Below are 25,335 nucleotides of genomic sequence, written 5' to 3' on the forward strand. Positions count from 1 at the left end.
CCATATACGGAACTAAGATAATCAATACTAGTATGATTATATCATTGAACACACTTTATGGGAAAGAGGTGGGGAGTGATCAACAGGAAGGAAGGATAATATGAAAAGTCGTACCGAACCCTTTGCTTGAAACTCGGATGCTACCACCCATATCATGTATAATTTTCTGACAAACTGGCAACCCTAGCCCAGTCCCGTTTTCTTTTGTCGTAAAAAAGGGCTCAAAAATCTTATCAGCTAAATACGGCGGAATTCCCTGCCCACTATCATGTATCGTAATCTCCAAATTCCCATGATTGGAGACAATACGTACAGTGAGTTCTCCTTTGCCACCCATCGCCTCGATTCCATTTTTGGATATATTCAAGAATACCTGCTTTAATAGTTCTCCATCCCCCATAATGTGCGGAAGATATTCTTCCTGCTCCATTCTAACCTCAATTCCCTGTAAAAGCGCTTCATTTTTTACAATCGGTAAAATCTCACACATCACCTGCTTAATATCAACAAGCTTGTACTGAATCTTTTTCTGCTTACTCAGTAATAAAAACTCGCTGACCAGATCATTAATCCGCTTGATTTCCATCAGCATAATATCTGTATAACTCTTCTCTTTTTGCATACCCGCTTTTTCAAGTGATTCCCGCATCATCTGAAGGAAGCCATTAATGGATGTAAGCGGATTACGAATTTCATGCGCTGTGCCAGCTGCAATCTGTCCGATCATAGCCAGGCGATCACTACGTTCGATTTTCTCTTCGAGTGAACGCATATTCGTGATGTTTTTAAAAATATAATACCCACCCTTGATTTGACCCGCCGCATCACGAAATACATCTGAGTCTACAATCAGCTCGAACCGCTGTTCCCCGTTGTTCCACGAATAGGGCTTATCCGATACTGTAACACCGCTCAGCAGAGAAGAGGAAATAAACCCCTGTTCTTCTCCCATTCCCGGGAAAGCTTCTTCAATTGTCTTATTAATTACCTCAGTTTTACGCACCCCAAGAATGGTGCAGGCTTTATTGCTAATCTCCAAAATCCGGGCTTCCTTACTCAGTAAAATAATCCCCAGATTGATCTCACGAACGATTTGTTGATAAATAGACGGGAAAGCATCCGGCCCCTGTGCCTCTTGAATACCCGGGAGGATAATATAATGAATCGCATCTTCCCCATTCCCTCTGTAAATCATTAAATCGCACATGCACGTCTCACCGCTTTTTAACCGCAGTAAACTTCGCGGTGTCTGTAAGAAACGCTCGCGCATAATATCGCAGTAGGAAAGCCAAGCTTCAAATGAGTCTTTCGTTACGAATAAATCCTGGTATGTCTTTTGCTTAATTTCTTCATATGTATGGCCGGTTGCCTGAAGCAAGATTGCATTCGCTTCTACAATGTGGCCCTGTCCGTTAAAAAATACAGCAGCAAATGGCATCGTATGCAGATGTATTTCTAATTCATCCATGCCGATCTCTAAGTAAAATGAATTGCTAGACATTACATCGTTCCTCCACAAACTAGAGATAATTGCCATTTTGTCGGTATATGTTAACTATACTAATTCGTTTTTCTTTTCTTATTTCCTTTCTTTTCCGTAAAAAATAAGAACTCCTGGTGTAAAATACACCAGGAGTTCTATAAAAATGAACCGCACACCTATCTTCGATACGTACATCCGAGCGGCCCCGTGTAGTTAGCTCAAACCAGGCACCCCTGCGGCACACGAAAGATACCACTTATGGCTGCTTCCTTCCGGACCTGACCAGGTTCATGGGCTTTCGTTGCGCAGGACCCGGTTCTCAACACCACTTGCACGGACCTGACCCCACATGTTACGCACCTCTGATAGGAATTCAACCCCGCTACAGCGGATTGCGGGTTACAGGGCACCGCTACCTCCCCATCTAGTGCGGAAACTTATACGCTTTTATTAGGCAGTGTTAACTGCCCATTCATCATAACAAAAACAGAACAGATGTGCAAGCTGGTCGATTAAGGAAGCGAATCCAGTCTGTATCGTACTGACTCTACCCATTCGATTTGTTCAGCTGTCAGAACCATTCGTTCCCCTTCTTTTATAATCGTTGGATTCATCGGTGTATCTGCCTGCACCTGTATAACCTGCCAGACAGTTTGATCGGTTAATCGCACCTCACTTCCGACAGGAAACGGATTCAGAAGCCAGCGATACGTCTGCAGCTGATTCATGTCATGCTCCCATATGTACGTCACCAGCTGTTCATATGCTTTTTTTGGTTCGATCCAGCCATTCTTGATCGTTGCAAATAGCTGTTGTGCATAATAGCGCGCATAGCTTTCATCTGGACTCGGCTTCCCCGCGAGAATACATGCCTGCTGAAGCAAACTTGCTGTATACAAAATCGCAACCTGATGTACAAAATCAGAAAAATCATCTGGAGTATGAATGCAGAGTTGTCTAACAATTAGTCGTGGAAGGGAAACGTTTTTCTTTAACTCTCGCAGCATTAGCCCATGATCATGCAGGAATAACACGCTGTTTATTGAGGAGTCAAGCTTTTGGATAATCCGTATAATTTCCTCTTCAGCGGCGCTCATTACCTTCACCCCATTCAAGCAAAAGCATCGTATAATCGTCTTCCCGTATCGGATGCTCCTTCTGAATTTCCTGTTTGAGCTGCATCTGTAGCGGATCTAGCTCACGGTAATCTGATGATCGAAAAACTTTCGTCAACCTCTCAATCCGCTTTGCATTTCCTTCCGGATCATTTCCTTTCTCATACACACCGTCTGTCATAAGCATAAGACGGCCCGTCTTTCCTACTGCCAATTTCTTTGTTTCATGTCGATTTGTCTCAATAATACCAAGCGGCAAAGAAGTAGACCGCAGGCAATGCAAGATATCCGCTTCTGTATCAAGCACATACCCATTTGGATGACCTGCATTCGCATACTCCATAGTTCCAGCTGATATATCTACTACCACATACATGCAGCTCACAAACATCGTATCCGGGAGGCGGAAGAATAGGCGACAAAGATGGGAATTAAGTTCCTTCATAACCGTGGCAGGATCGGTTACTTTCATAGCCAGTCCGCGTAAAAGCGTACGAATGGCCATCGTAATTAAAGAAGCTGAAAAGCCATGACCCGACACATCCAGCAAGAATAATGCCGCCTTGCCGTCGTCAAGTGAAATAAACTCGAATAAGTCCCCGCCGAGAAGGTAGTAAGGCTGGTGGATGTACGTAAAGCGAATAGCTCCGCTCTTAATTTCCTGAGGATACAGACTTTTCTGAACGAGAGTGGCGATATTCAGCTCTTTTTGTACAGCGTGAAATCGACTCATACGTTCGTTCAAGCTACGGGCATGTGCGATGTACTTCTGAACCATCAGGCGAACTTCACGCACATCAAGAGGATAAGAAAAAATATAGGAGACTCCACGATCAAAGTACAACAGTCTATCTTCAAAATACAATCCTGGACAATCAAGCAAAATAGGTAAAAGCGGCTCAACGTTCCGTAGCTCATGAATGGCTTCTTTAAGGTTTTCCGCTTTTTCTGCACTCGCAGCACTGACCAATACTAGCTCAACGGTCATAATCCGTTCCATAATGCGCCGCAAATGTGATATATCCTCTACCTCCAACAATCGATACTGCATGGAAAGAAAAGAACGCATCAGCGGCTGGGGCGTTCCAAGAAGCAGAATAGTTCCAGCAGATTCTGACATAAAAACAGACACACCTTTTCTATGAATTTTTCATCGTAGACAACTAGTAAAAGACAGCGGTCCCCTATAGCGGAATCGCTGTCTTACTAGCTGCCAATCTTTTTGTCAAAATTAACAAGGCGATGAATTTCATCTAGCGTTTTTACGGAACGGGTAAACCCTTCTTTCCCCTGTGTGATGGAGTGACTGACCTCAATGAGAAGTCCTGTTAGTTCCGTTAGATCAAGGCTGTCTGTATACGATTCAAGCTCATTAATTTTTATAACCATATCACGCCCCAGCTGATCACTATAAGGCTGATTAGCCATGGCCTGAAGTTCGGTCGTAAGCGTTCGAACAAGCGGTGCTAGTTGTCCCCGAGACGGTGAGAATGATTCTGGGCGCTTAATTACCCGGCCTTCACGATTAATAACCAGGCCATTCGTGTAGTGAGCATCTCCGGTTAATGGATCAATCGACATTTTATCGGGACGGCCTTTACGTGGTTTATCTAGCGGCTTCTCAAACGGCTGCTCTACAACAGAAAATACTTCCTGAATGCGAGCCATTCTTGGGTCTGATACTGGAATTTTTTCATGCTGTACGACTTCATGGTACAGGTTTTTGCGCATTTCTTGCTCGAATTCGGAAGGGGTAGCATTGTCGTCAACATTGACCTGATAAGGTGATGGATTCGCAGGAGCTATCTCTTCCGGCTGATCGTCTGCCTCGACATTCAATGTGACGGTACCAAATCCAACTCCGGCTAGAGCTATAGAAAGTAGTACACCTGCCAGAAGCTTTCGTTTCCTCATTGGTATATCTCCTCTTGTATCGTCTCTACTAATTAATTACTGCTTCGAGAAAAATAGTACGTGTTCCTTCACATTTTTTCAATCCTTAATTATGTCTGTTTGCAAAACTTTTTCGTGGCTACACAAAAAACCGCAGCATCACGCTACGGCCTAGCTTTTATATGTATGGCGGAGATGGAGGGATTCGAACCCCCGCGCGCCGTAAGACGCCTAACTGATTTCGAGTCAGTCCCCTTCAGCCGGGCTTGGGTACATCTCCATAACATTGTATATTTTATCACATTAAAATTATGAGATGCAAAAAGAAATCTTTCGTCTTGATTTTTCCAAAAACCCTTTTTATAATAAAAAATAAATTTGTACTGACCAGTCAGTTTAAAAAAGTTCGAGGTGAATACATGCGGACAAAAACAAAAGAGTTGATTTTTCAGGGGGCGCTTAAAGCGTTCGCAGAAAAAGGATTTAACGAAACAACAATGGAGCAAATCGCCGAAATATGCGGCGTAGCCAAAGGTACGCTTTACTACAACTTCAAAACAAAAGAAGACCTTTATATTTTCGTCATGGAATCAGGCGTGCAGCGCTTTATTTCAATGATTCAAGATTACGTCGCACCCGTCAGCGACGACGACTTCCGTGAGCGGGTTATCCGCCTGACAGAAGCGCATCTTGACTTCTTTGAGAATGAACAAGACTTTTGCCGTCTGCTGCTCAGTCGCAGTTGGGGAACACAAGAACGACATCACACAATCCGGCATGTACTACAAAAATATTTCGATTTACTAGAAAGTGAGCTGCACACCGCCCAGGAGCAGAGGAAACTGCCCGCCAGCATCGATGTTAAAACAGCCGCTAGCAGCTACTTTGGAATGGTTGGATTTGCAGCGATGCGAGCTATTGTTCACGGACAATCACTCGATAATGTCGCACTACGCAGCAGCTTACAATGTCTTGTTCTTCACATGATGGGAATCTCTGATCAAGAATAGGGGAGAAAAAACGATGAAAGCAATTCGAATCACCATGTTCTCGGCAATGGCACTGCTGATAGGAGGAGGGACGTATGCACTGGCTTCCTACCAGGAAACCGGGCACATTGAAGCCGCATCCGTAGATCAGCCAACCGCCTATGTAGAAGCAACCAATATGAATCTCAGCTTTAAGATCGGCGGACGTATCAATCAGATCTATGTAAAAGAAGGAGACCATGTAAAAAAAGGTCAGCTACTCGCACGAATTGAGAGTAAAGAGCTGCAAGATAAGGCTGCTCAGGCGCAGGCAGCTCTTCAAGCGGCTGATGCTGGAGTAGGTCAGGCTTCTGCTGCCGTATCGGCAGCAGAAGCGAAAAAACTACAGGGAAGTAACGCCGTCACCGTAACAGCCGAAACAGCCGAGCGACAAGTTTCTCAGGCGCAAGCTGCCGTGAAAGCAGCACAAGCACATCTCGAAGCACTAAAAAATGGCGCCCGCCCAGAAGAAAAACAGCAGGCACAAATTAAAATGAACGCCGCCAAAGAGGCAAGCCGCATCGCAGACGATAATCTGAAACGGACACAAGCTCTGTTTCAAGCCGGGGCTGTCCCTCAAGCCAAAGTAGACGAGGCGGAGCTCAACTATCAAAAAGCAAAAGCTGAATATGATGCATCTGTTAAGCAGTATGAACTGGTAAAACAAGGGCCGCGTGTAGAAGAAATTAAAGCAGCTCAAGCACAGGTAGAACAGGCTCAGGCAGCCGTCGCTCTTGCGGAAGCAAACAGAGGCCAGGTCACACTTCGCCAGGATGATGTGCGAGCAGCAGAGGCCGGGGTTTCTCAGGCACAATCTGCAGTTTCGTCCGCATCTGCCGGTGTATCTAAAGCCCAGGCAGCTTTAAACGAAGCGAACACGTACATTAGCTACACTGAATTACGAGCACCATCTGACGGCATCATTACCGTCCAATCCGCACAAAGCGGAGAACTTGTCGGTGCAGGCTTCCCGGTCCTGACACTTGAATCCAATCAGGATCGCTGGGCAAAATTCTACTTCCCGGAAAACCGAATGGCTGGAATGAAAACGGGGGATGAAGTCCAATTGAAGGTAATTTCCACCGGCAAAGTAGTCAAAGGTCGTGTAACGGTTATTCAGCCGGCCGCTGATTTTGCGATCCAGAAGCCAAGCCAAGGTACAGGCGATACGGACGTGCGCTCATTTGGTGTAAAAGTAACCTTACTTGATCTGCCTGATACAATAGCAACTGGCATGACGCTGCAATGGCAGGGCAAAGGAGCGAAATAGCATGGAAAACCGTCTCAAAATCGGGGACGTTATCCGGGAAGAGTGGCAAAATATCCTCAAGGACCGCCGTCTATTCGCAATCCTGTTCATCGTCCCGCTTATGTATACCGCCCTGTTTGGCTATTTATATACGAATCAGCGGATAAAAGAAATCCCGACCATCGTGTACGACGGAGACAACAGTCAGCTCAGTCGCCAGATCGTACAGTCATTCGATCAAACCGAAACGTTTCATGTTAACCGACAGGTACGCTCGGAACCAGAAGTGGAGCGAGCGATTGAGCACGGTGAAGCAAAAGTCGGTATCATTATTCCGAATGACTTCGAGGCGAGATTAAAGCATGGCGAGAACGTGCCGGTGCTTACGTTTGTTGATGGAAGTAACATGCTGTTTTCCAATGCGGCAACACGCGCCGCTAATCAAGTTGTCACAACGATTGGGTATGGCGCCTCTTCCATGAAACTAAAACAGCAGGGGCTACAGGATGAGCAGATCTCCTCGACGTTCGCTCCGATCCCATTCCGATCCCGCGTCCTGTATAATCCGATGTTTAACTATAACTACTTCCTTGTGTATGGTCTGATCGGCACCATTCTGCAGCAAATTCTGCTGCTGGGAATTGCGCTTGCGATTACACGGGAGAAAGAGCAGGGGACATGGAGCCGCTTTGCTCAATGGCGTGATATGCCCTGGCGGATTGCCTATGCCAAAGCGGCCCCTTATTTTTTGATCGGTATGGTGAATAACGTCACTGCATTCAGCATGGCACTGTATATGTATCATCTGCCGTTCCGAGGACTTATTGTACCTGCACTGGCGCTGGCTGCCTGCTTCTCAATTGCACTAATTGGACTTGGATATTTTATCAGTATGTTCTCTAGCAATCAGCTTGGATCGACACAGACTGCTATGTTGATCGCAGTCCCTTCCTTCCTACTGTCCGGATTTACGTGGCCATTTGAAGCGATGCCCCACCCGCTATATGTGCTCAGTCATGCGCTTCCGCTCACATACTTCCTTGATGGCGTGCGGGAAATCTTTATCAAAGGGCACGGGTTTGACATGATATGGCGTGACTGTATCGCTCTTCTGCTTACCGGAGCCATCACGTTTTTTGCAGCATTCATACTAACACCTCTGTTCTTGAAAAAACAAAAAGAAGAGGACTACGATTCTTCCCCTTCCACCTTATCCATGTAAGGAAAAAGGATGAACCACTCTACCTGTGGCTCATCCTTTTTTTCGTTTCTGCCGCAACGCCCGGAAAAAATCCCGCAGCAAGTCGGCACACTCTTCTTCCCGTACACCATGCACAAGTTCAACCTGGTGATTAAATCGCTCTTCTTGGAGTAGGTTCATTAAGCTTCCGGCACAACCTGCTTTCGGGTCCATTGCACCGTATACGACACGGGGAATACGTGCCTGTACAATCGCTCCCGCACACATTGGACATGGCTCTAGCGTTACATACAATGTCGTCTCAATCAATCGCCAGCCTTTCATCACTTCACTTGCTTCTTGAATCGCCATGATTTCGGCGTGGGCTAGCGGGTTCTTCCCTGTTTCCCGTAGATTGTAGCCAGATCCGACTATCTCTCCATTGCGGACAATGACTGCTCCTATCGGTACTTCTCCACGCTCTGCCGCTTTTTGCGCTTCCGCTATGGCTAACCCCATATAATACTCGTCGTTCATCTTTTCCTCCCATCGTTTCTACCTAGAAAAAATACAAAGTCAATCAATATGGTTATTTTTTAGGGATAATTACAAGCGCATTACTTAGCAGGCGTCCTGGCTTAGTCAGGTATTTTCCATTCGCATACAGACCAGATGACGCCCCTCCATCCATATTCAATGCTGATTCTAAGCCCAGTTCCTTGCAAATTTGTGCCAACTGCGCCGTTGTAACATTCGGCACTGTCCCTAGCACAAGCCGGTTCGTCTTCGTATATCCGATGAAGCTGCGCTGGCTGCTCTGCGTTGTAATTTTTGGATCATTCATCCCCTCTGCTTTTGCATTCAGGACGATTTTACCTCCTTGCAGCAAGGTCGGACCTGCACTTGTCATATGCTTGAACGACGCGTCTACTGTTTTGAAGCTGCGGGAGCTTCCGATGACAGGCATATTCGTTTCCGTGAAGCCAATCGAAGCTCCCGTCCATCCTTCGTTTACTTCCTGATGATTAATAATGATTTCTCCGTGTGCTTTTTTGTATGCCCCTTTATCAAAGGAATTAAAAAATGAACCGTTAATTGCCGCATAAGCCCCAGTGCGCTTCGCCATACTCTCCAAGCTTTCTGTTGATCCAAGCTTATTTCCTGCGAGTACAGGTAATACGTCAAGCTTCGTATCATTCAGGTTCACATACACAAGCTTCACCGCCCGCTTTCCTCCGCTGAAGCTTACGGTCTTGCCTGTAGCAACTACACTAGATGTTTCGGTCGCCTGAACGGGTAAACATACAGTACTTCCTAGTACGAGCAAAAAACTAATAAACCAGCCCAACCATTTGTTCATCCTACCTTTTACTCCTTTTCTAAAAACTTCAATAACCTACATTAATCTTATTATAACGCACCAAAAAAACAAAACACCCGATTCCAAAAGAACAGAATCGGGTATAGATAACCTTCTTTCTTATACAGTTGCGAGAATGTTAGTACGGAATGACAGCAGCGCTTTCGCAAATGCTTCTGGCTGCTCAAGCATAATATAATGACTGGCCCCTTCAATGACTACAGATCGCACGTGCTGATTAGCAGTAGCTGCCGCTTCCTTCGCACCTTTTGGCAGAAGTCGATCTTCTGCTCCATACAAGGTCAAAATCGGGACGGCCAGACTACGGAAGGTACCCTCCCCTTTATACGCACTGCAAGCCGCAAAATCCACATGCGTCACATCCATCGGCACCGCTGACAACTGAGCTCGCTCTTCTTCAATCAATTCCTCAGAAGCGCCTTTTCCATACGAAGCGGTAAAGAGCATGTCCGGGAACGTGCCTGCCTCAAGTTCAGCAAGGATTTTCGGATGAACTGGCATCTCATAATGGCTTGCATTTAAGACAAGTCCCTTCACGCAAGACGTACGAGCTGCAAGTTCAATCCCCACGAGTCCACCCATCGAATGACCGACAACAATAACCTCTTCCTCACCAAGCTGCTCCAGCATCCAGGCTGCTTGCTGCTCAATCGTTGTGCAATGTGGTGCCTTATTACCTCCATGACCCGGTAGTTCAATAATACGAACCGGTACGCCTTCGAGATATGTTTCGATACCACGATATTTTGCTTTAGTTCCACCCGCGCCATGAATAAACACAAAAGGGAGTTGTCCAGAAGCTACCATTCTTATTCCTCCTACTACATAATCGACCGGGAAATAACCACACGCTGAATTTGGTTGGTTCCTTCATAGATTTGCGTAATTTTGGCGTCACGCATCATGCGCTCTACCGGGAATTCCTGAATATATCCGTAGCCACCTAAAATCTGCACGGCGTCCGTTGTTACTTTCATCGCTGTATCCGATGCGAATACTTTCGCCATAGAAGCAAGCTTCATCATAGATGGATCTTTGCCTTTGCTGCCAAGATTGTCAAGCGAAGCCGCAGCCCGGTATACGAGCCCACGTGCCGCTTCAATCTGGATCGCCATATCTGCCAGCATGAATTGAATCGCCTGGAAGGAACCGATCGGGCGTCCGAACTGCTCACGCTCTTTCACGTACTCCAGACATACATCCAGCGCACCCTGGGCAATCCCCAGTGCCTGTGCTCCGATCCCTGGTCGTGTTTTATCGAGCGTTTTCATGGCAACCAGGAAGCCCTCACCGTCTTCACCAATCAGGTTTTCTTCTGGAACCATGCAGTCCTCGAAGAAAATCTCAGCTGTCGGTGAGCCTTTGATGCCCATTTTTTTCTCCAGCTTGCCTACAATAAATCCTGGCGTATCTTTATCAATGGCAAAAGCAGCATATCCTTTGTCAGTCTTCGCAAACACACTATATACATCTGCTACGCCACCATTACTAATGAAGCACTTCTGTCCATTCAGGCGATAGTAGCCTCCATCTTTTTCCGCACGCGTTTTCATATTTTTCACGTCTGAACCAGCACTTGGTTCAGTCAAACCAAAAGCAGCAATCTTGCGTCCGGTTGCAAGATCATGCACATAACGTTCTTTGAGCTGCTCACTGCCGCCAATAATGATCGGCAATGTACCAAGCTCCTGTACAGTCAGCACCTGGGAAGAGGATGCACATACACGTGCTACCTCCTCGACGATCAAGCAGTAGCTAAGCAGATCAAGTCCGGCACCGCCGTATTGTTCCGGCAGATTCGCACCAATATAGCCGTATTCGCTCAGCAGTTCTTTGATGTCAAACGGGTACTCGGCCTTTTCGTCGATTTCCGCTGCACGTGGCTTGATTTTTTCCTGCGCTAGTTTGTGAATGCCCTGTTGTATTTCTTTCTGCTCGTCTGTCAGTGCAAAGCTCATCTTACTTCGACCCCTTTGTGTAATCGTAGAATCCTTTGCCTGATTTGCGTCCAAGATGGCCTGCACGAACAAGCTTACGCAGAAGAGGAGCGCTGCGGTACTTCGAATCTTGCGTTTCTTCATACAGAGAATCCTGCACATATAGAAGAGTATCAAGACCGATTAAGTCAGCCAGTGCCAGCGGTCCAATCGGATGATTTGCGCCAAGCTTCATCCCTTTATCGATGTCTTCTGCACTTGCCGTGCCTTCCATCAATACAAAAATGGCTTCGTTAATCATCGGCACAAGAATACGGTTTACCGCAAACAGTGGTGCTTCTTTTACATCGATCGGGTCTTTACCGATTTTCTCAACAACTGCTTTCGCTGTTTGATAAGTCTCTTCTGATGTACTCTGACCACGAATCAGCTCAACTAGCTTCATAACTGGAACCGGATTGAAGAAGTGCACACCGATCACTTTATCCGCACGATTCGTTACGCTTGCAATTTCCGTTACGCTCAAACCAGATGTGTTGGTCGCCATAACTACGCCTTCTGCCGCAACTTTATCTAATTTTGCAAACAGTTCTTTTTTAAGCGCCATGTTCTCGCTTACAGCTTCAATGATGAAGGAAACTTCGCCCAACGCTTCCCACTCCGTTGTTGTCGTAAGCAATGCCTCGTATGCTTGCTTCTGCTCTTCTGTCAGGCGGCCTTTCTCAATGCTGCGGTTCCAGTTCTTCTGAATGCCGCTTAATCCCCGGTCAAAAAACTCAGCCTTTTGTTCAACTGCTACGACTTCAAATCCAGCTTCTACTGCTGCCTGTGCAATGCCAGAACCCATCGTTCCAAATCCGATAACGCCAATCTTTTGTGCCATCTCTTAATTCCCCGCTTTTCTTATTTATTTTGGAATTGTGGAGCACGACGCTCAAAAAATGCCGCCACTCCTTCGTTTTTATCTTCTGTCAGACAAATCTCACCAAAAGCCTGCGCCTCTTCATTCAGACCCTCTTCCAGTGATGCAGCCAGTCCACGATCAATTACGCGCTTCGCTGCCTGCACCGCAAGTGGTCCACGTTCCAGAATGATCCCTGCCCAACGTTTTGCTTCAGCCAGTGCATCCTCATCTACCAGTTGTTCTACAAGCCCGATACGTTCTGCCTCTTCCGCTGATACGAACTCCCCAGAGAAAATAAGCTGCTTCGCTTTGCCTGGACCAACGAGACGAGCGAGACGTTGTGTGCCACCGTATCCTGGAATGATACCAAGCTTCACTTCTGGTAAACCTAATTGTGATTTGCGGCTGGCGATTCGGAAATCACATGCAAGTGCCAATTCCAGGCCACCACCTAACGCAAATCCATCAATCGCCGCAATAACCGGCTGCTTCAGCCCAGCAATTCGATTGAAAATTCCCTGTCCACGCTTGCACAGTTCAACACCCGCTGCCTGTCCAAGCTGTGGAAATTCTTTAATATCGGCTCCAGCGACAAAAGCTTTCTCTCCGGCACCTGTGATGATAATAGCTGCGCAGTTATCATCGATTTGATTCAGCAACTCGTCCATCTGTTCAAAAAACTCTTTATTCAAAGCGTTCACAGGTGGCGCATCAATCGTAATGATACCCAATCGGTCTTGTAGCTCCCATGTAACTTTCATTCATTCTCCACCTCCGTAATGAAACATGCCTTATGTTCAGATATATGTTCATTCAAGCAATAATAATGCCAACTTTCCTTGTAAAATTCCCGGTCTTTTTTAGGAGAATGATGAGAACGATTTGTTTCTAAAAGAAACAAATGTGTATAGTTGTTTCCGCTCTGTTTCTTATGGAAACAAAAAAACTTACAATAAGCCGTATTTTTTTAGCTTTTGATAAAATGCCTTCCGACTAATACCAAGTCGCTCAATAGCCGCTGTCTTTGTTCGACTTACCCGCAACGCTTCTTCAATCATTTCTTTCTCCGTCTGTTCTACCGCCCCTAAAAGCCCGATTCCTCCCGTATAAACAGGTGGAAGAACTTCCATCTGTCCTGCTTCCTTCGCCTGCCGTATGCTATCCGGTACATCATCCGGTACAAAATACGAACGCGGGCAGATCGCTGTCATTCGTTCCAGTACGTTTCCAAGCTCCCGTACATTCCCTGGCCAGTCATATCGCTCAAACATCTCATATACTTCCTGTGTGAGCGTAATATGCTTGCCATATTTCATACTCAAATCACCCATAATCGTATGAATTAATTGTGGAAGATCCTGCTTTCTCTCTCGTAGCGGCGGAATATGAATGGGAACAACATGCAGTCGATAATACAAGTCGTTGCGGAATGCCTCGGTTTCCATCATCCTCTCCAGATTCCGATTGGTAGCGCTAATAATACGTACATTGAGCGGAATCGGGTTCGTTCCTCCCACTCTACGAAACGTACGCTCCTGCAATACACGCAACAGCTTAGCCTGAAGAAACAACGACAGTTCCCCAATTTCATCAAGAAACAGCGTACCGCCCTCCGCAAGCTCCAGGAGCCCTTTTTTGCCTCCTTTGCGTGAACCCGTAAATGAGCCTTCTTCAAAGCCAAACAGCTCGCTTTCAAACAACGCTTCCGGTAATGAAGCCATATTAATCGCCACAAATTCTCTGTCTCGGCGTGGGCTCGCTTCATGAATCGCCCGCGCAAATACCTCTTTGCCTACCCCGGTTTCCCCATACAACATGATCGTCGCTTCCGACTCCGCTACCTGGCGGGCTGTCTGTACGGCTTGCCGCATCACAGGAGTGTGACTCTCTAACATTTCAAAAATTTTATTATGCAGTTGTTCTTCCAGCCGAATCGAGTATGTTTTATACCGCTTCAATTCATCCTGCAGCGCATAAAATTCGCTTATATCTTTCATAATCGCAACCGCCCCGATTAGCTCACCTTTCTCCATCAACGGTGTAATATTAGCAAAAATATGAATATTTAGTGAGTGAAGATAGCTGTAATCATTAATAAGCGGCTGTCCATTTTTCAATACGTCATGAATACGCGCTTGTGGTTCGACCTGACTTAACTTACGTCCGATCAACTTGTCAGCAGGCACACCGAACTGAACCGAGTAGGCGTTATTAATATAGACAATGGTGCTATCCCGTGCGATGACCAGTACAGCATCATGCAGTGACTCAAGAATTGAAAGCAAATGATTCGCAAGCTTCATTCTATTGCATCCCCCTTTCCCTTCAGTATAACGTAAAAAATAAATTTCTTTAGATTTAGGTATTAATAATCCATAAGAACTACCGATAATATAGTCATAAGGGCTTACAAGGAGGTCAGTAGAATGAATCAAGAGCGAATGCAACGTCTATCACGTGTTGCACATGAGATGTCATCAGGGCAATCTGTTGCCCAACCGAAAAAACAACTGCCACGTACGATCATTACGCGACCGCTCAAGCCATTTCTCCTGCATCATTCTGCTTCAGAATGCGTGGTTTATACGGATGAACAGGAAGAAAAAAACTTTTCTTCTTTCAATCAGTATGTTTAGGATATTTTTACTATCTTTTCGAAAAAATCTTAATAGCCATCGCTCCTACAGGCATTTATAATAGAAAAGTGTAAATGACTGAATAAAGCGAGGGAGAGCAACAATGAACCAATTAAAATCAGCCATGTCTCTATTCGGAGCAATGTCGCTGATTATGTCTGTATTCGTTTTGATTTGCGTTGGCATTTCCCATATCTAAGCAGAGCCTTATTGAATAAAAAAGAGTGCAAAGGATTTCGAGCCTTTTGCACTCTTTTTTATTTTACTCTAGCAACATGCTTTGTTTATGATGCAAGATTAGCGGCCATTCACAGCATCTTTCAGTGCTTTACCCGGCGAAAACGCTGGCACTTTACTTGCTGCAATCTCAATTTCTTCACCAGTCTGTGGGTTACGTCCTTTGCGGGCTGCACGCTCACGACTTTCAAAGTTTCCGAAGCCAATCAACTGGACTTTTTCGCCTTCTTTCAACGCTCCTGCAATCGTATCCAACACCGCTTCTAACACCACAGATGCTTCCTTTTTCGTCATATCTGTCACTTCTGCTACTTTTTCAACTAACTGTGTCTTATTCATTATATGTCCCTCCTTAAAGGATTTTGGTTTTCATAGAATGATACCGCCTATATTTATTTTTCCAACATTGAACGAGCTTTAAACCTTTCTTTCTCTAAATTGTTTGCAATATGGAGCAGCCCAAGCCCATGTTTCATATGATGACAGGGAACGAAAAGCCAAAAGGGGGCAACAGGAATGGCAAAAGCGCCAAAAAAACCAGGTGCGAAGAAGAAAAACACTCCTATTCAACAAGACGACCGGAACCGTTTTAATATGAAGGTGGTAACCTCGGATAAATGTCGTGTCTGTACACAACAGTGTCAGCGTGGCCTGGCCTACCTTGCAAAAATGGCCCAACCCGGCACAAACATCGGCAAGGGGGTACCTTGCATACTGACCAAAGGAAAGGCGTACAAATAAGAAAAAAATGGGCTAATCCAAAAAGGCACGTTGCATTTCTTTTTGGTATCAGCCCATTTTCAGATTGAGATATACTTACTCGTTATATTTCTCCATTTCCTTCTGCATGATAAAATAACTTTTCTTTTTCCGTTCGTAATAATTAGGCTGATCCCAATTCTTCCACGTATAGAACAACGGGCTCGGCTGGGCATCGCTTTGATTCAACACGGGCATGATTGAAATACCCGGAGAAGGAATCGGCTGGATTTTGTTGTATTTATACAAATTCCCCCACGCCATTTTTTGACTCGGGTCCGTAAAACCGATCAACATCCATGGGATGCGAAGTTCCAGTATGTTTCCCTTAACATACCAGTCTGAAAGGTTATTAAATGACGGATTATCGGGGTCCGTTACCCCAAACGTCATCTTCCCAACTTCAAACTCTTCAAATGGGATATGAACTTTGCTTTGTGGCAAATACAAACCACGGCTTAAAGCAACCTTCCAGGGGAGAAATACTCCCTCCTTCTCCTGACTTAGCTGTCTTACATCACCGGAAAGCATTTTTTTCTGGGCAACGTATAACCATGTATGGTAATCAAATGCGCTGTTTACCATAAAAGTACCGCTTTTGGTTCCCGCTACTGATACGGCATATTCGATAGGCTTCGTAAAGGTACTTGAAATTCCCTTTATTCTATTACTTCCTCCCTCTACTGAATCAATTCCTAGAAGAAGTTGATCATTTGGCTGCCAGTTGCCCGTTTTCTTCTTTGCTTCTACATATACAAATTCCTCATCATGTGTAACAGAAAGCGTAAACGAGGGATACGATACTGTTTTTTTATCTTCTCTACGGTTCCAATCCGCATCCTCTCCATCCAGATAGATCGCATTTTCCTTCTTACCCGGCTCATTGGCGATGAAGCCAAAGTGTTCTTCATTTGTTAGCGCATTTCGCCACATAGCTCGGCGCGTTCCTGGCTCTTCCAAATCAATTGTGTTCCAGGTAAATTTAAACCACTCATCCTGCCACGCAAATAAAATCGCTCCATTCAGCCCTTCATCATGAATGTCTCGCATCATATCTGCGTCCATTTTCCCCTGCTCAGTTTCTTTATGCATTCCCTGGTTTCTGTTTAGTGGACCATTATGAGCTTTTCCTCGACTGCTTGGAACACCAAATTCAGAAATAAAAACCGGAATACCTTTATGATGTTGATGAAGGTCATGCAAGTAGCCCGCATACGGATCAACGTTGCCATCCTTCCTCTTATACGTTTGATACTTTTGCTCGTAATTTAGAAAGTCCGGGTAATAGGAATAAGCATGATACGAAGCAAAATATCCAGCTTTCCATTTAGCTGTAGGTGTAACATGCATAGGATCAACGACTGCCAGGTCTTCCTGTTTCAAAGGCTCGTTCGGATGCGGCATCGGATCGGTAGTCAGCCAGTTTGCAAATGCAACTGGATGCTGCCATCCATACTTCATCTCTTCAACGGCAAGGGTATCAACCATTTCAGCAAGCCAACTTTCAAACGCGGAGGCACCGGATTTTCCTTGGAAATAATCGCCCCTAAAGGGAAGCTGCTTTGGATGTGCCTCATTTGTTTTCTGTACTGCATATGGGTACCATTCTGTTCCAACAATCCAACCAAGCAGATACGGTGAAGTGTCTACCGTATACGTCCCACTCGCTTGTCCTGGCGTTTTTTCCCGGGAAAAATCCCCGTGGACGACATGAACTGCATCCTGAATTTCCTTTTTGAACTTGTTGCGAATGGAAGGAAGATAGGCATCACTTCCTTCTCGTGTCTTTCCAATCAGCTCTTCTTCAGGTGACCAAATGCCCTGAATGAATAGAAGTGGTTCTTTCTGGCTTTGATTAAATTCGCAGAGTGTATTATAAAATACAGGAGGAAGAATCGTATAAATCCGGACTACCTGAACATTCATTTCTTTCATCTCTTGAAACCAGCGAAGATAGTCCTCTCTACTCGGTGCTAGATCACCTGGATAACTCCCCGGAAGAGTCGCACCCAGATTGACACCTGCCCAAAAATGAGGCTTCCACGCTTTTCCGTCATAAACAGAAATCTGTTCCCCTTGTACCATTGAAACCTGCTTGATATTCTCCGATTCAAAAACATGCGAGGTGTAAGAAAATCCATTAGAATAATAAGGTACATAAAATACCTTCCACGTAACAAACACACCGAGCCCAATAAGAAGAAAAAACATGAGGAAAACCATCCATTTTTTCATCTGCCATCTCCTCCTCTTTTGTTTTTAAACAGATTGGTTTTTCTCGCTCATGTCCTCAGAAGACTCAGGATGAGTAGAAAAGCTTTGACGTTCCATCACACCCCACCCGTTCTTCTTGAATAGAAATTCAAACAGGCCAATGGTGCAAAAAGAAGCAACCATCTGTCTATAAAAAAAGGACTCCATAACCGAAAAAACGAATAACGTAAACAAATCCGAGCTTTTCTGATATCTCCGTAAACTCCACTCCTCTAAAATAACGGCACTTAAAGATAAAAACATACCGAACGAAATGGATAACAAAAGAAAAAGAATAAAAAATTTAACCTGAACGATGTGAAAGAAAAAGCCAAGGGTAACGATGATATAACCGATAAACTCAATAATTGGCCCTAAAAATTCGACAAGAAAAAAATAAGGCATTACCCACATCCCAAGCCATCCGTATGCAGGATTTAAAAAGATACGCCGATGAATCAACAATGTCTCAATCAAGCCACGATGCCAGCGAGCTCGCTGACGTTTTAACACCTTCGCTGACTCAGGAACCATCGTCCAGCATACTGGATCAGGAACAAATAAAATTTTGCTGTTTTTCTTATTTTCACGGATATGCCGATGCAACCGTACAACGAGTTCCATGTCTTCTCCTACAATCGATGTATTATATCCGCCAACTTCTAAAACATCTTGCTTTCGAAACACACCAAAAGCACCGGAGATAATCAGGAGACAGGAAATGCTACTAAATCCAAGTCGAGACGCTAAAAAACTACGAAGATACTCGATCACTTGAAAGATCGCCCAAGGATTTTCTGGAAGCCCTACTTTCGTTACGTTTCCATCTCTGAACGTACATCCGTTGGCTACCCGCACAATGCCGCCGCATGCGACAATATCGTCTTTTCCTTCAATAACTGGACGCATTGTCCGAAGGAGCGCATCCCGTTCTAGAATAGAGTCTGCATCCACCGTACAAAAATAAGGATACGAAGCAAAGTTAATACCTGTATTTAAAGAATCAGATTTCCCCCCATTTTCCTTATCAATCACAAGCAGATACGGATATTCCACAGAACGATATACATTTCGTACATCTTGTGTTTGCAGTTGCTTGCGATACGTTGGGAAAATCGGCAGCAAATTGAATTTTTCCTTTAGAATATCTAGCGTTTGGTCTGTACTCCCATCATTCACAACAATCACTTCATATTCCGGGTAATTCAACCACAAAAAAGAACGTACGCTTTCTTCAATGGTCTGGCTTTCATTAAATGCTGGAACCAGGATGGAAATCGGAGGTGTCTGAGACGACACCTCCATGTCTTTGTATTCGCTATATAGCAGCTTTTTCATATAGGCTCTCAGCTCTTTAAACGAGCGCAAAATTAAGAACAAATAGGAAGAATTAATAAACAGAATGTAAGAAAGAATAAACCACTCAAACGCCATAAATAAGCTATGCAAAATACTCAAGCTGCGGCTTCTCCCTTCTGTCCATCTTCTCGAGGATGGTCCCCGCCATCTCCCTTGCAAATCGGTCTGGATGACGCTCGCTGATCACTTTTACTCTCCGTATCCCTTCTGCTCCAAAACTTAGGAGAGTTTCTAATGCTCGTAGGCGTACCCACCAGTCCTTATCTGCCGCCAGGGCTTCCAATAGTTCATAATTTATACAGCTTCCATTGGAGCGAACAATCTGTAAAGCGGCTAGCTTTTCTGGTACTGAACCTTCTTGTAAAAACCATATTACCTGTTTGTGATGGATCGTTATACCGATTTGTGCAGCGGCTTTTAAGGCTTTCACACGTAGAAATTCATACTGTGATTCGAAAAATGATTCAATATCAGGTAAATACCGATCATATTTTTGATAACCGATAATATCGATAAACATCCCTTGTAAATCAGGATATAGAGACGGAACCTGCTCTTTTATCGCAACAAGATCCTGTTCACTAGCATGCTTCAGCATATCAAACAGCCGAATCGCAAAAAAATAAGGATATTCCTTATGATAGCGGATTAAAAATTGAAAGACTATGTCAAACTCCCCAAGCAGGGCAAGAGCCTGTATCGCTGTGGTCCACACGTCAAAAGAAGAATGGTGGAGATTTGATTTTATATGCGATGCTGCATGCTTCATTCGAAACTTTCCTGCCCGACGCATAGCTCTGCAAGCAATCATCGGCTTTTTAGACTGAATGGACAACAAAATGTTCTGTTCAATCCCGGCATTTTTTAGTAGTACATGCAGACGTACATATTCTTCCTCTTGTAATGTATCTGCAATTTCATACAGAACATCTTCTACTATCTCATTTTTCCATTTCATATCAGGTGAAAAAAGCCGATAAATATTTTTCTCTCTACCTTTTAGATATTGAATCACCAAAGGAAAAATCTTTCGTTTCCACTCTTCTTTTTTTCGTTCTTTACGAATCGTCATCGCTTTTTGAAAAAACAAATACCCAAAAATGACGATAATAAGCAAAAAAAGTGAAACAAAACTAAGCCAAAGCAATCGAATCAAAAAATCAGACGGTACCCATGTCAGCATGTAGTTGTCCTTTCTTTTGGCGTACCTCAATATGACGTCTCAGACGGGCCTCTACTTCTTTTACAAAGTATGGTTTACGAATGTATTCATCCGCTCCTGCCTGAAAAGCATGGACAATGTCTTTCTCGAGATGGGATTTACTTACAAATACAATAATGTTTTCTTGAAATTCTTCCGTTTTTCTCAGCTGCGAGCAAAGCTGCAAGCCGTTGAAATAAGTCGCCCTAAGTTCAAGTAAAATAATATCTGGCTGTACACGATAAAGAAAGCCAAGTGGATCTTCCTCTTCTGTCCAAATATAGATATCCCATTTTTCCTTATCGAATGTATTATCAAGAATGACATCATTCACATCGTCACCATCTAATATGGCTATTTTGAGGCGAGAGGTCTCCGTATCCTCTTCTTGTTTCTCGTGCTGAATGAGAAAAATCGTATTCTCAAAATGGAAGCGCACTTTTTCTTTCATCCTTGTAATCATCATAGAGGCGCTTCCGTATTCAATGTGGCTCTCAATTACAGAGATTCTAGACGATGTACTGATCCCTTCCTGACTCTCAAAGTCAAGAATAAGCTTCTGGATTCGCTGCGCAACAACTACACTATCTTCTTGTGATGTAATAGGGAGAAGCAAAAGAAACGAGTACGTTTCAAAGCGGGCAATCCGGTCATAAAAGCGTAAGGACCGTGCTATTCGCTCAAAAAGTGTCGAGAACGTATAACCTGTGAATGCTGCACCCCTACTCTTAAGCAATCCTTCCCAGTTCCCAAATTCAATGTAAAGTAAAGAAAAGCTCATCCCTGGATTACGGGAAAAGCGACTCCACTCTTCCTCAATTTTTTTTCTTATTTTATATTGCTGGGCAGTCACATCATGAAAAAAAGTATTTTGATTTGCCATCATTTCGATTTGACGTTTTCTCTGTTTTAAAGAGTACCCTATTTTCATTTGAAGCATTGAGAAAGAAAATGGTAGAAGAAAAATATCATCTGCCCCAGCTTCATACATTTTTTTATGATAGGACTCTGCCTTATGATGAGCCATACAAAGAATAGGTAACAAATCATGCAATTGATTTGAGCGTAACTGTTGGATAATATCCAGACTTTCAGGCGCCTGCTCTTGAACGTAAAGCAATAATAAATCAAATTCTTCGTTCATAACCGTTTCTATTATCTTCTCATACGTACAGATGGTTACTTCATACTCCTCTAGCTGGCTAAATTGCTCTCGTATCCATCCCGTTATAACAAAATCAAAAGAAACTAAAAGAATTTTTTTCTTCTCCATAAACGCTTGCTTTACGATTGGGTCATATTCGTTATCCATCAATTGTTTCATAACAATACAGACCGTATCGAAAAATAGCAGGTGTTCTTGTTTATGCAACGAAAAAGTAAAGGCATTCCTTTTTATTTTTTTTATTAAAAAGGTTGATGTCTTACATATTTCTTTCCACTGAAACAATGCAGCTGTATCACGAATTTGTTGCAGCACAAAAAACATCTGTTCCCAATAGCTTGATTCCTCGATAATTTTCCGGTTTTTTGCCCCTCTGGCATATAAATTAACGAGGGCTTTATAGAAATCATTTTTTAATTTCCCGTCTATCCCACCTATTTCTTCACGTACCTCTTCATTCTTTTTCACACAAATTCATCCCTCTCTTCGAAAATCATGAGGAATCTCATCATATCTTTTTGGTCACCTTAAGGTGAAAATATTACTATTATTTAAGACTTATTAACATATATAATACTATTTTCTACTGAACAAATTCTAAACATTATTGTATTATTTCAGTTCATCAGGATACAAAAGTAATTTTTTCTTAACAAAAAAAAGCCAGATACGGCAATAGCCGATCTGGCATGATGTAATCCAGAGTTATGACAAAGACATAACAGAAGAAGATAAGCTGGTAAGCAAGCTCGCAAGCGAAGGAGAATCGGTGATGATATGCGGTTCATACCCTGCCTGGCGAATCGCTTCCGCTGTTTTGGGTCCCATACAAACAAGTTCCGCAGAGCCAAGAATCGAGGAGACATCCAGCTCTGCTTCCGCTAAAGCATGGATCAATACAGAAACAGATGCCGCACTTGGGAAAACAATGGTGTCGCGCGGTTCTTCTACAAGCACCCGCTCCATCATTCGGTTATATTCCGTGTGCGGCTGCTTTTCATACAGGGCAAGTGTATCATACGTAGACGTCAGATTCTTTTCCTGCTCCTCACTACCACCAAGTAGAAGTCCCTTGCCCGGCAATAGCCCGGTAAGGATCGAAGATAGTAAACCATGCTCAGCTAACCGAGCCTGTGTACGAGTCGATAAAGCGTACAAATCAGCCCGTAGATCACGTATGTCGAGCCCAAGGTCCTGATAAGCACGGAAAAAGAAGCCAACACTTTCCGGTGAGGTAAATAAAAGCGCATCATCATTCACGCTATTTCGGATTCGTTCCTGCTTTGCCGCATCCATAGCCGGGCAAAGTGTATAGCGTGGATACTCGACAACGTCCGCTCCCTGTTCGAGCAGCGCCTCTGCCATCGTTCCGACTTCTCCACCCGTACGAGCCAATAGAATACGACGGCCAAACAGCGGCTTTTTCTCAAACCAGGCAATCGTCTCTCGCATCTCCACGATGGAGCCGACCAAGGTCAGCGCTGGATTCATAAGTTGTGCCCTGTCCACTTCCTGTACGATCGTGGCAAGTGTTCCCGTTACCGTACGCTGGCGGCCAAACGTCCCCCACCCGATTAAGGCAACAGGCGTATCGGCACTGCGTCCATGCTGAATCAGATTTGCACAAATGTGCGGCAAATTCGAAACGCCCATATAGAACGCGATCGTATCAATTCCGCTAGCGAGCGAAGCCCAATTAATCGACGGCTTTCCATCTTCGCCTTTTGTATGCCCGGTCACAATTGCAAAGGACGTTCCATATTCCCGATGCGTCACCGGAATACCCGCATATAATGGTGCAGCAATGCCAGATGTAATGCCCGGTACAATCTCAAACGGAATATGATGAGCTGCAAGCTCGGCGGCTTCCTCTCCTACCCGACCAAATACACCAGGGTCACCGCCTTTAAGCCGCGCTACACACTTACCTTCCTGCGCCTTGCGGACGAGTAATTCATTAATCGCTTCCTGACGCAACGTATGTTGTTTCGGGAGTTTTCCACAGTAGATAAACTCCGCATTCGGGTTAGCAAATCGCAGTAGGCGCGGGTTCGCCAGCCGATCATATACGATGACGTCTGCCCGCTCCAGGCACTCTCGCCCCCGAACCGTAATCAGCTTCTCATCCCCCGGTCCAGCACCAATTAAATAGACGATTCCTGCCATTACATTCGTCCCCTTCCTGCTGTGTTCCGGTACTCAAGGCAAGCTGCCACCCAATTCTGAGCCAAGTCTGGCTGCGACCCAAAGTGAAGATGCGTATAACCTGCTACCAGGTTATGGAGCACAACACCCTCGGACTTCGAGCCGAATCGTCCTTGTGACGTGTAGGCATGCGGCAGTTCTGCTTCCGCTTCGAATACGGAGTAATGAAACTCGTGTCCGCGTGCAACTGCCCCATCTGGTAGGAGGAAATTGCCCGGCAATCCAGTTACTTCCCGGTACCCAAGCGCTGCCCGCTTCGTTTGCATGCGTGCCTTTCCCGGTACAAGACCGATCATCGCGTATGACTCACCCGATGTCGTAATGATTTCGTCTGTCAAATACATGAATCCACCGCATTCAGCAAAGGCAGGCATTCCTCCTTCGATTGCCTGTCGAATCGACATGCGACTATGAGTAGCTTCTGCAAGCTGCGGCGCGAATTCTTCCGGGAAACCACCGCCGATATACAGCCCATCTACCCCATCTGGTACTGGCTCATTGGCAAGTGGGCTGAAATATACACATTCCGCTCCAGCCTGCGTGAGCAGCTCCAGATTTTCTGGATAATAGAAGTTAAAGGCAACATCTCGTGCCACTGCGATGCGAACTTTCGCGCCATGCGGCTGTGCAACTTCCGATTCTTCTACCATTTCAGTTGTTTCTGCCAGCTCAAGTAAGCGATCCAGATCGATATTTTGTTCAATCAATTCGCCTGCTTTGGCAAACAGCGCATCCAGTTCACCACGTTCGACAGCCGGAAGCAGACCGAGATGGCGTTCTGGAATCCGAATTTCATTCGTTCGGACGATCGTGCCAAGCAGTGGGATGCCACATTCTTGCTCTACCGCCTGCTGAATGATCTTGCCATGTCCGGCACTTCCAGCGTGATTGGCAATAATCCCGACAATTCGAACGGAAGGATTCAGAAGCTGGAAGCCCTTCACGACCGCTGCCGCGCTCCGTGCCATGCTGTGAACATTCACTACAAGCACAACCGGCGTATCAGTCAACAGACTAATCTCTGCTGTACTCCCGGTGTCTTCTGTCGGACTTTTGCCGTCATACAGTCCCATTACGCCTTCAATAATTGAAATATCTGCGTCATGGCTGGCGCGAGCAAGTACGGAACGAACCGTATCTGAAGACAGCATCCAGCTGTCCAGATTGCGAGATGGGCGTCCGGTAATCGCTGCATGGTAGGCAGGATCAATATAATCCGGCCCGCATTTGAAGCCCTGTACAGTCAGGCCCCGGCGCTGAAATGCAGCCATCAAGCCAATCGTAATGGTCGTCTTTCCTGCTCCACTGCCCGTTCCAGCGATAATGATTCGTTTATTTCCCACAGCCAAT

23 protein-coding genes, 1 tRNA gene and 1 other RNA gene are annotated in these 25,335 nt (G+C 44.9%); 5 read left to right on the plus strand and 20 right to left on the minus strand.

The features are described from left to right. Nucleotides 1–79: 79 nt before the first annotated feature. From PO771_RS19165 to PO771_RS19190, 6 genes are all read right to left on the minus strand, one after another. On the minus strand, nt 80–1,501 hold the full coding sequence (locus PO771_RS19165) for an ATP-binding protein (protein WP_272561218.1): 1,422 nt from the start codon (nt 1,499–1,501) through the stop codon (nt 80–82). Between the two features lie 150 nt (nt 1,502–1,651). Next, an RNA gene (gene ffs, locus PO771_RS19170) (signal recognition particle sRNA large type) lies at nt 1,652–1,916 on the minus strand. A 79-nt stretch (nt 1,917–1,995) separates the two neighbouring features. After that, nucleotides 1,996–2,580 (minus strand): hypothetical protein, encoded by a 585-nt coding sequence (locus PO771_RS19175; protein ID WP_272561219.1) that lies wholly within the window; start codon nt 2,578–2,580, stop codon nt 1,996–1,998. Then, nucleotides 2,567–3,718, minus strand: coding sequence for a PP2C family protein-serine/threonine phosphatase (locus PO771_RS19180; protein ID WP_272561221.1), 1,152 nt, complete (start codon nt 3,716–3,718; stop codon nt 2,567–2,569). The genes PO771_RS19175 and PO771_RS19180 overlap by 14 nt, the downstream gene beginning before the upstream one ends. Before the next feature lie 86 nt (nt 3,719–3,804). Further along, nucleotides 3,805–4,512, minus strand: coding sequence for a hypothetical protein (locus PO771_RS19185; RefSeq protein ID WP_272561222.1), 708 nt, complete (start codon nt 4,510–4,512; stop codon nt 3,805–3,807). 166 nt (nt 4,513–4,678) lie between these two features. Then, nucleotides 4,679–4,771: transfer RNA gene (locus PO771_RS19190), tRNA-Ser, on the minus strand. Between the two features lie 139 nt (nt 4,772–4,910). Between PO771_RS19190 and PO771_RS19195 the strand changes: the two genes are divergently transcribed. From PO771_RS19195 to PO771_RS19205, 3 genes are read left to right on the plus strand one after another with little or no spacing between them, the layout of a single operon-like run. Then, the gene (locus PO771_RS19195; RefSeq protein ID WP_272561223.1) at nt 4,911–5,501 is read left to right on the plus strand and encodes a TetR/AcrR family transcriptional regulator; all 591 of its coding nucleotides are present in this window, start codon (nt 4,911–4,913) and stop codon (nt 5,499–5,501) included. A gap of 13 nt (nt 5,502–5,514) precedes the next feature. After that, on the plus strand, nt 5,515–6,789 hold the full coding sequence (locus PO771_RS19200) for an HlyD family secretion protein (protein WP_272561225.1): 1,275 nt from the start codon (nt 5,515–5,517) through the stop codon (nt 6,787–6,789). Nucleotide 6,790: 1 nt separating this feature from the next. Next, nucleotides 6,791–7,990, plus strand: coding sequence for an ABC transporter permease (locus PO771_RS19205; RefSeq protein ID WP_272561226.1), 1,200 nt, complete (start codon nt 6,791–6,793; stop codon nt 7,988–7,990). A gap of 30 nt (nt 7,991–8,020) precedes the next feature. Here PO771_RS19205 and tadA read toward each other — a convergent pair whose 3' ends face one another. From tadA to PO771_RS19240, 7 genes are all read right to left on the minus strand, one after another. Continuing rightward, nucleotides 8,021–8,485 (minus strand): tRNA adenosine(34) deaminase TadA, encoded by a 465-nt coding sequence (tadA, locus tag PO771_RS19210; RefSeq protein WP_272561228.1) that lies wholly within the window; start codon nt 8,483–8,485, stop codon nt 8,021–8,023. Between the two features lie 52 nt (nt 8,486–8,537). After that, complete coding sequence (locus tag PO771_RS19215) at nt 8,538–9,308, minus strand: phosphodiester glycosidase family protein (RefSeq protein ID WP_272561229.1); 771 nt, start codon at nt 9,306–9,308, stop codon at nt 8,538–8,540. A 120-nt stretch (nt 9,309–9,428) separates the two neighbouring features. Then, entirely contained in the window at nt 9,429–10,136 is a 708-nt protein-coding gene (locus tag PO771_RS19220; RefSeq protein ID WP_272561230.1) for an alpha/beta fold hydrolase, read from the minus strand. Between the two features lie 14 nt (nt 10,137–10,150). Next, the gene (locus PO771_RS19225) at nt 10,151–11,287 is read right to left on the minus strand and encodes an acyl-CoA dehydrogenase family protein (RefSeq protein ID WP_272561231.1); all 1,137 of its coding nucleotides are present in this window, start codon (nt 11,285–11,287) and stop codon (nt 10,151–10,153) included. 1 nt (nt 11,288) lies between these two features. Then, nucleotides 11,289–12,149 carry a 3-hydroxybutyryl-CoA dehydrogenase gene (locus PO771_RS19230; RefSeq protein ID WP_272561232.1) on the minus strand — a complete coding sequence of 287 codons (861 nt, stop codon included), beginning with the start codon at nt 12,147–12,149 and terminating at the stop codon, nt 11,289–11,291. A 20-nt stretch (nt 12,150–12,169) separates the two neighbouring features. Further along, nucleotides 12,170–12,931: an enoyl-CoA hydratase/isomerase family protein gene (locus PO771_RS19235; protein WP_272561233.1), complete on the minus strand. Its 762-nt coding sequence runs from the start codon at nt 12,929–12,931 to the stop codon at nt 12,170–12,172. A 186-nt stretch (nt 12,932–13,117) separates the two neighbouring features. Next, complete coding sequence (locus PO771_RS19240) at nt 13,118–14,473, minus strand: sigma-54 interaction domain-containing protein (RefSeq protein WP_272561234.1); 1,356 nt, start codon at nt 14,471–14,473, stop codon at nt 13,118–13,120. 123 nt (nt 14,474–14,596) lie between these two features. Here PO771_RS19240 and PO771_RS19245 point away from each other — a divergent pair, with 123 nt between their 5' ends. Then, nucleotides 14,597–14,806, plus strand: coding sequence for a hypothetical protein (locus PO771_RS19245; protein WP_272561235.1), 210 nt, complete (start codon nt 14,597–14,599; stop codon nt 14,804–14,806). 297 nt (nt 14,807–15,103) lie between these two features. Here PO771_RS19245 and PO771_RS19250 read toward each other — a convergent pair whose 3' ends face one another. Beyond that, the gene (locus PO771_RS19250; RefSeq protein WP_272561237.1) at nt 15,104–15,382 is read right to left on the minus strand and encodes an HU family DNA-binding protein; all 279 of its coding nucleotides are present in this window, start codon (nt 15,380–15,382) and stop codon (nt 15,104–15,106) included. 177 nt (nt 15,383–15,559) lie between these two features. Between PO771_RS19250 and PO771_RS19255 the strand changes: the two genes are divergently transcribed. Continuing rightward, a complete protein-coding gene (locus PO771_RS19255) occupies nt 15,560–15,784 on the plus strand; it encodes a hypothetical protein (protein ID WP_272561238.1) in 225 nt (74 codons plus the stop codon). Between the two features lie 75 nt (nt 15,785–15,859). Here the strand turns inward: PO771_RS19255 and PO771_RS19260 are convergent, their stop codons facing one another. The 6 genes from PO771_RS19260 to PO771_RS19285 all read right to left on the minus strand — a co-directional run bounded on the left by PO771_RS19260 (nt 15,860) and on the right by PO771_RS19285 (nt 25,328). Next, entirely contained in the window at nt 15,860–18,037 is a 2,178-nt protein-coding gene (locus PO771_RS19260; protein ID WP_272561240.1) for a hypothetical protein, read from the minus strand. Between the two features lie 24 nt (nt 18,038–18,061). Continuing rightward, nucleotides 18,062–19,513 carry a glycosyltransferase family 2 protein gene (locus PO771_RS19265; RefSeq protein ID WP_272561241.1) on the minus strand — a complete coding sequence of 484 codons (1,452 nt, stop codon included), beginning with the start codon at nt 19,511–19,513 and terminating at the stop codon, nt 18,062–18,064. Continuing rightward, entirely contained in the window at nt 19,497–20,597 is a 1,101-nt protein-coding gene (locus tag PO771_RS19270) for a HEAT repeat domain-containing protein (RefSeq protein ID WP_272561242.1), read from the minus strand. The genes PO771_RS19265 and PO771_RS19270 overlap by 17 nt, the downstream gene beginning before the upstream one ends. After that, nucleotides 20,575–22,248 (minus strand): response regulator, encoded by a 1,674-nt coding sequence (locus PO771_RS19275; protein ID WP_272561243.1) that lies wholly within the window; start codon nt 22,246–22,248, stop codon nt 20,575–20,577. Before PO771_RS19275 ends, PO771_RS19270 begins: the two co-directional genes overlap by 23 nt. Nucleotides 22,249–22,485: 237 nt before the next feature. Beyond that, nucleotides 22,486–23,946: a uroporphyrinogen-III C-methyltransferase gene (gene cobA / locus PO771_RS19280; protein ID WP_272561244.1), complete on the minus strand. Its 1,461-nt coding sequence runs from the start codon at nt 23,944–23,946 to the stop codon at nt 22,486–22,488. Beyond that, nucleotides 23,946–25,328: a cobyrinic acid a,c-diamide synthase CobB gene (locus PO771_RS19285; protein ID WP_272561246.1), complete on the minus strand. Its 1,383-nt coding sequence runs from the start codon at nt 25,326–25,328 to the stop codon at nt 23,946–23,948. The genes cobA and PO771_RS19285 overlap by 1 nt, the downstream gene beginning before the upstream one ends. Nucleotides 25,329–25,335: the final 7 nt, after the last annotated feature.

The sequence above is a fragment of the Aneurinibacillus uraniidurans genome (assembly GCF_028471905.1).
GTDB lineage: Bacteria > Bacillota > Bacilli > Aneurinibacillales > Aneurinibacillaceae > Aneurinibacillus > Aneurinibacillus uraniidurans.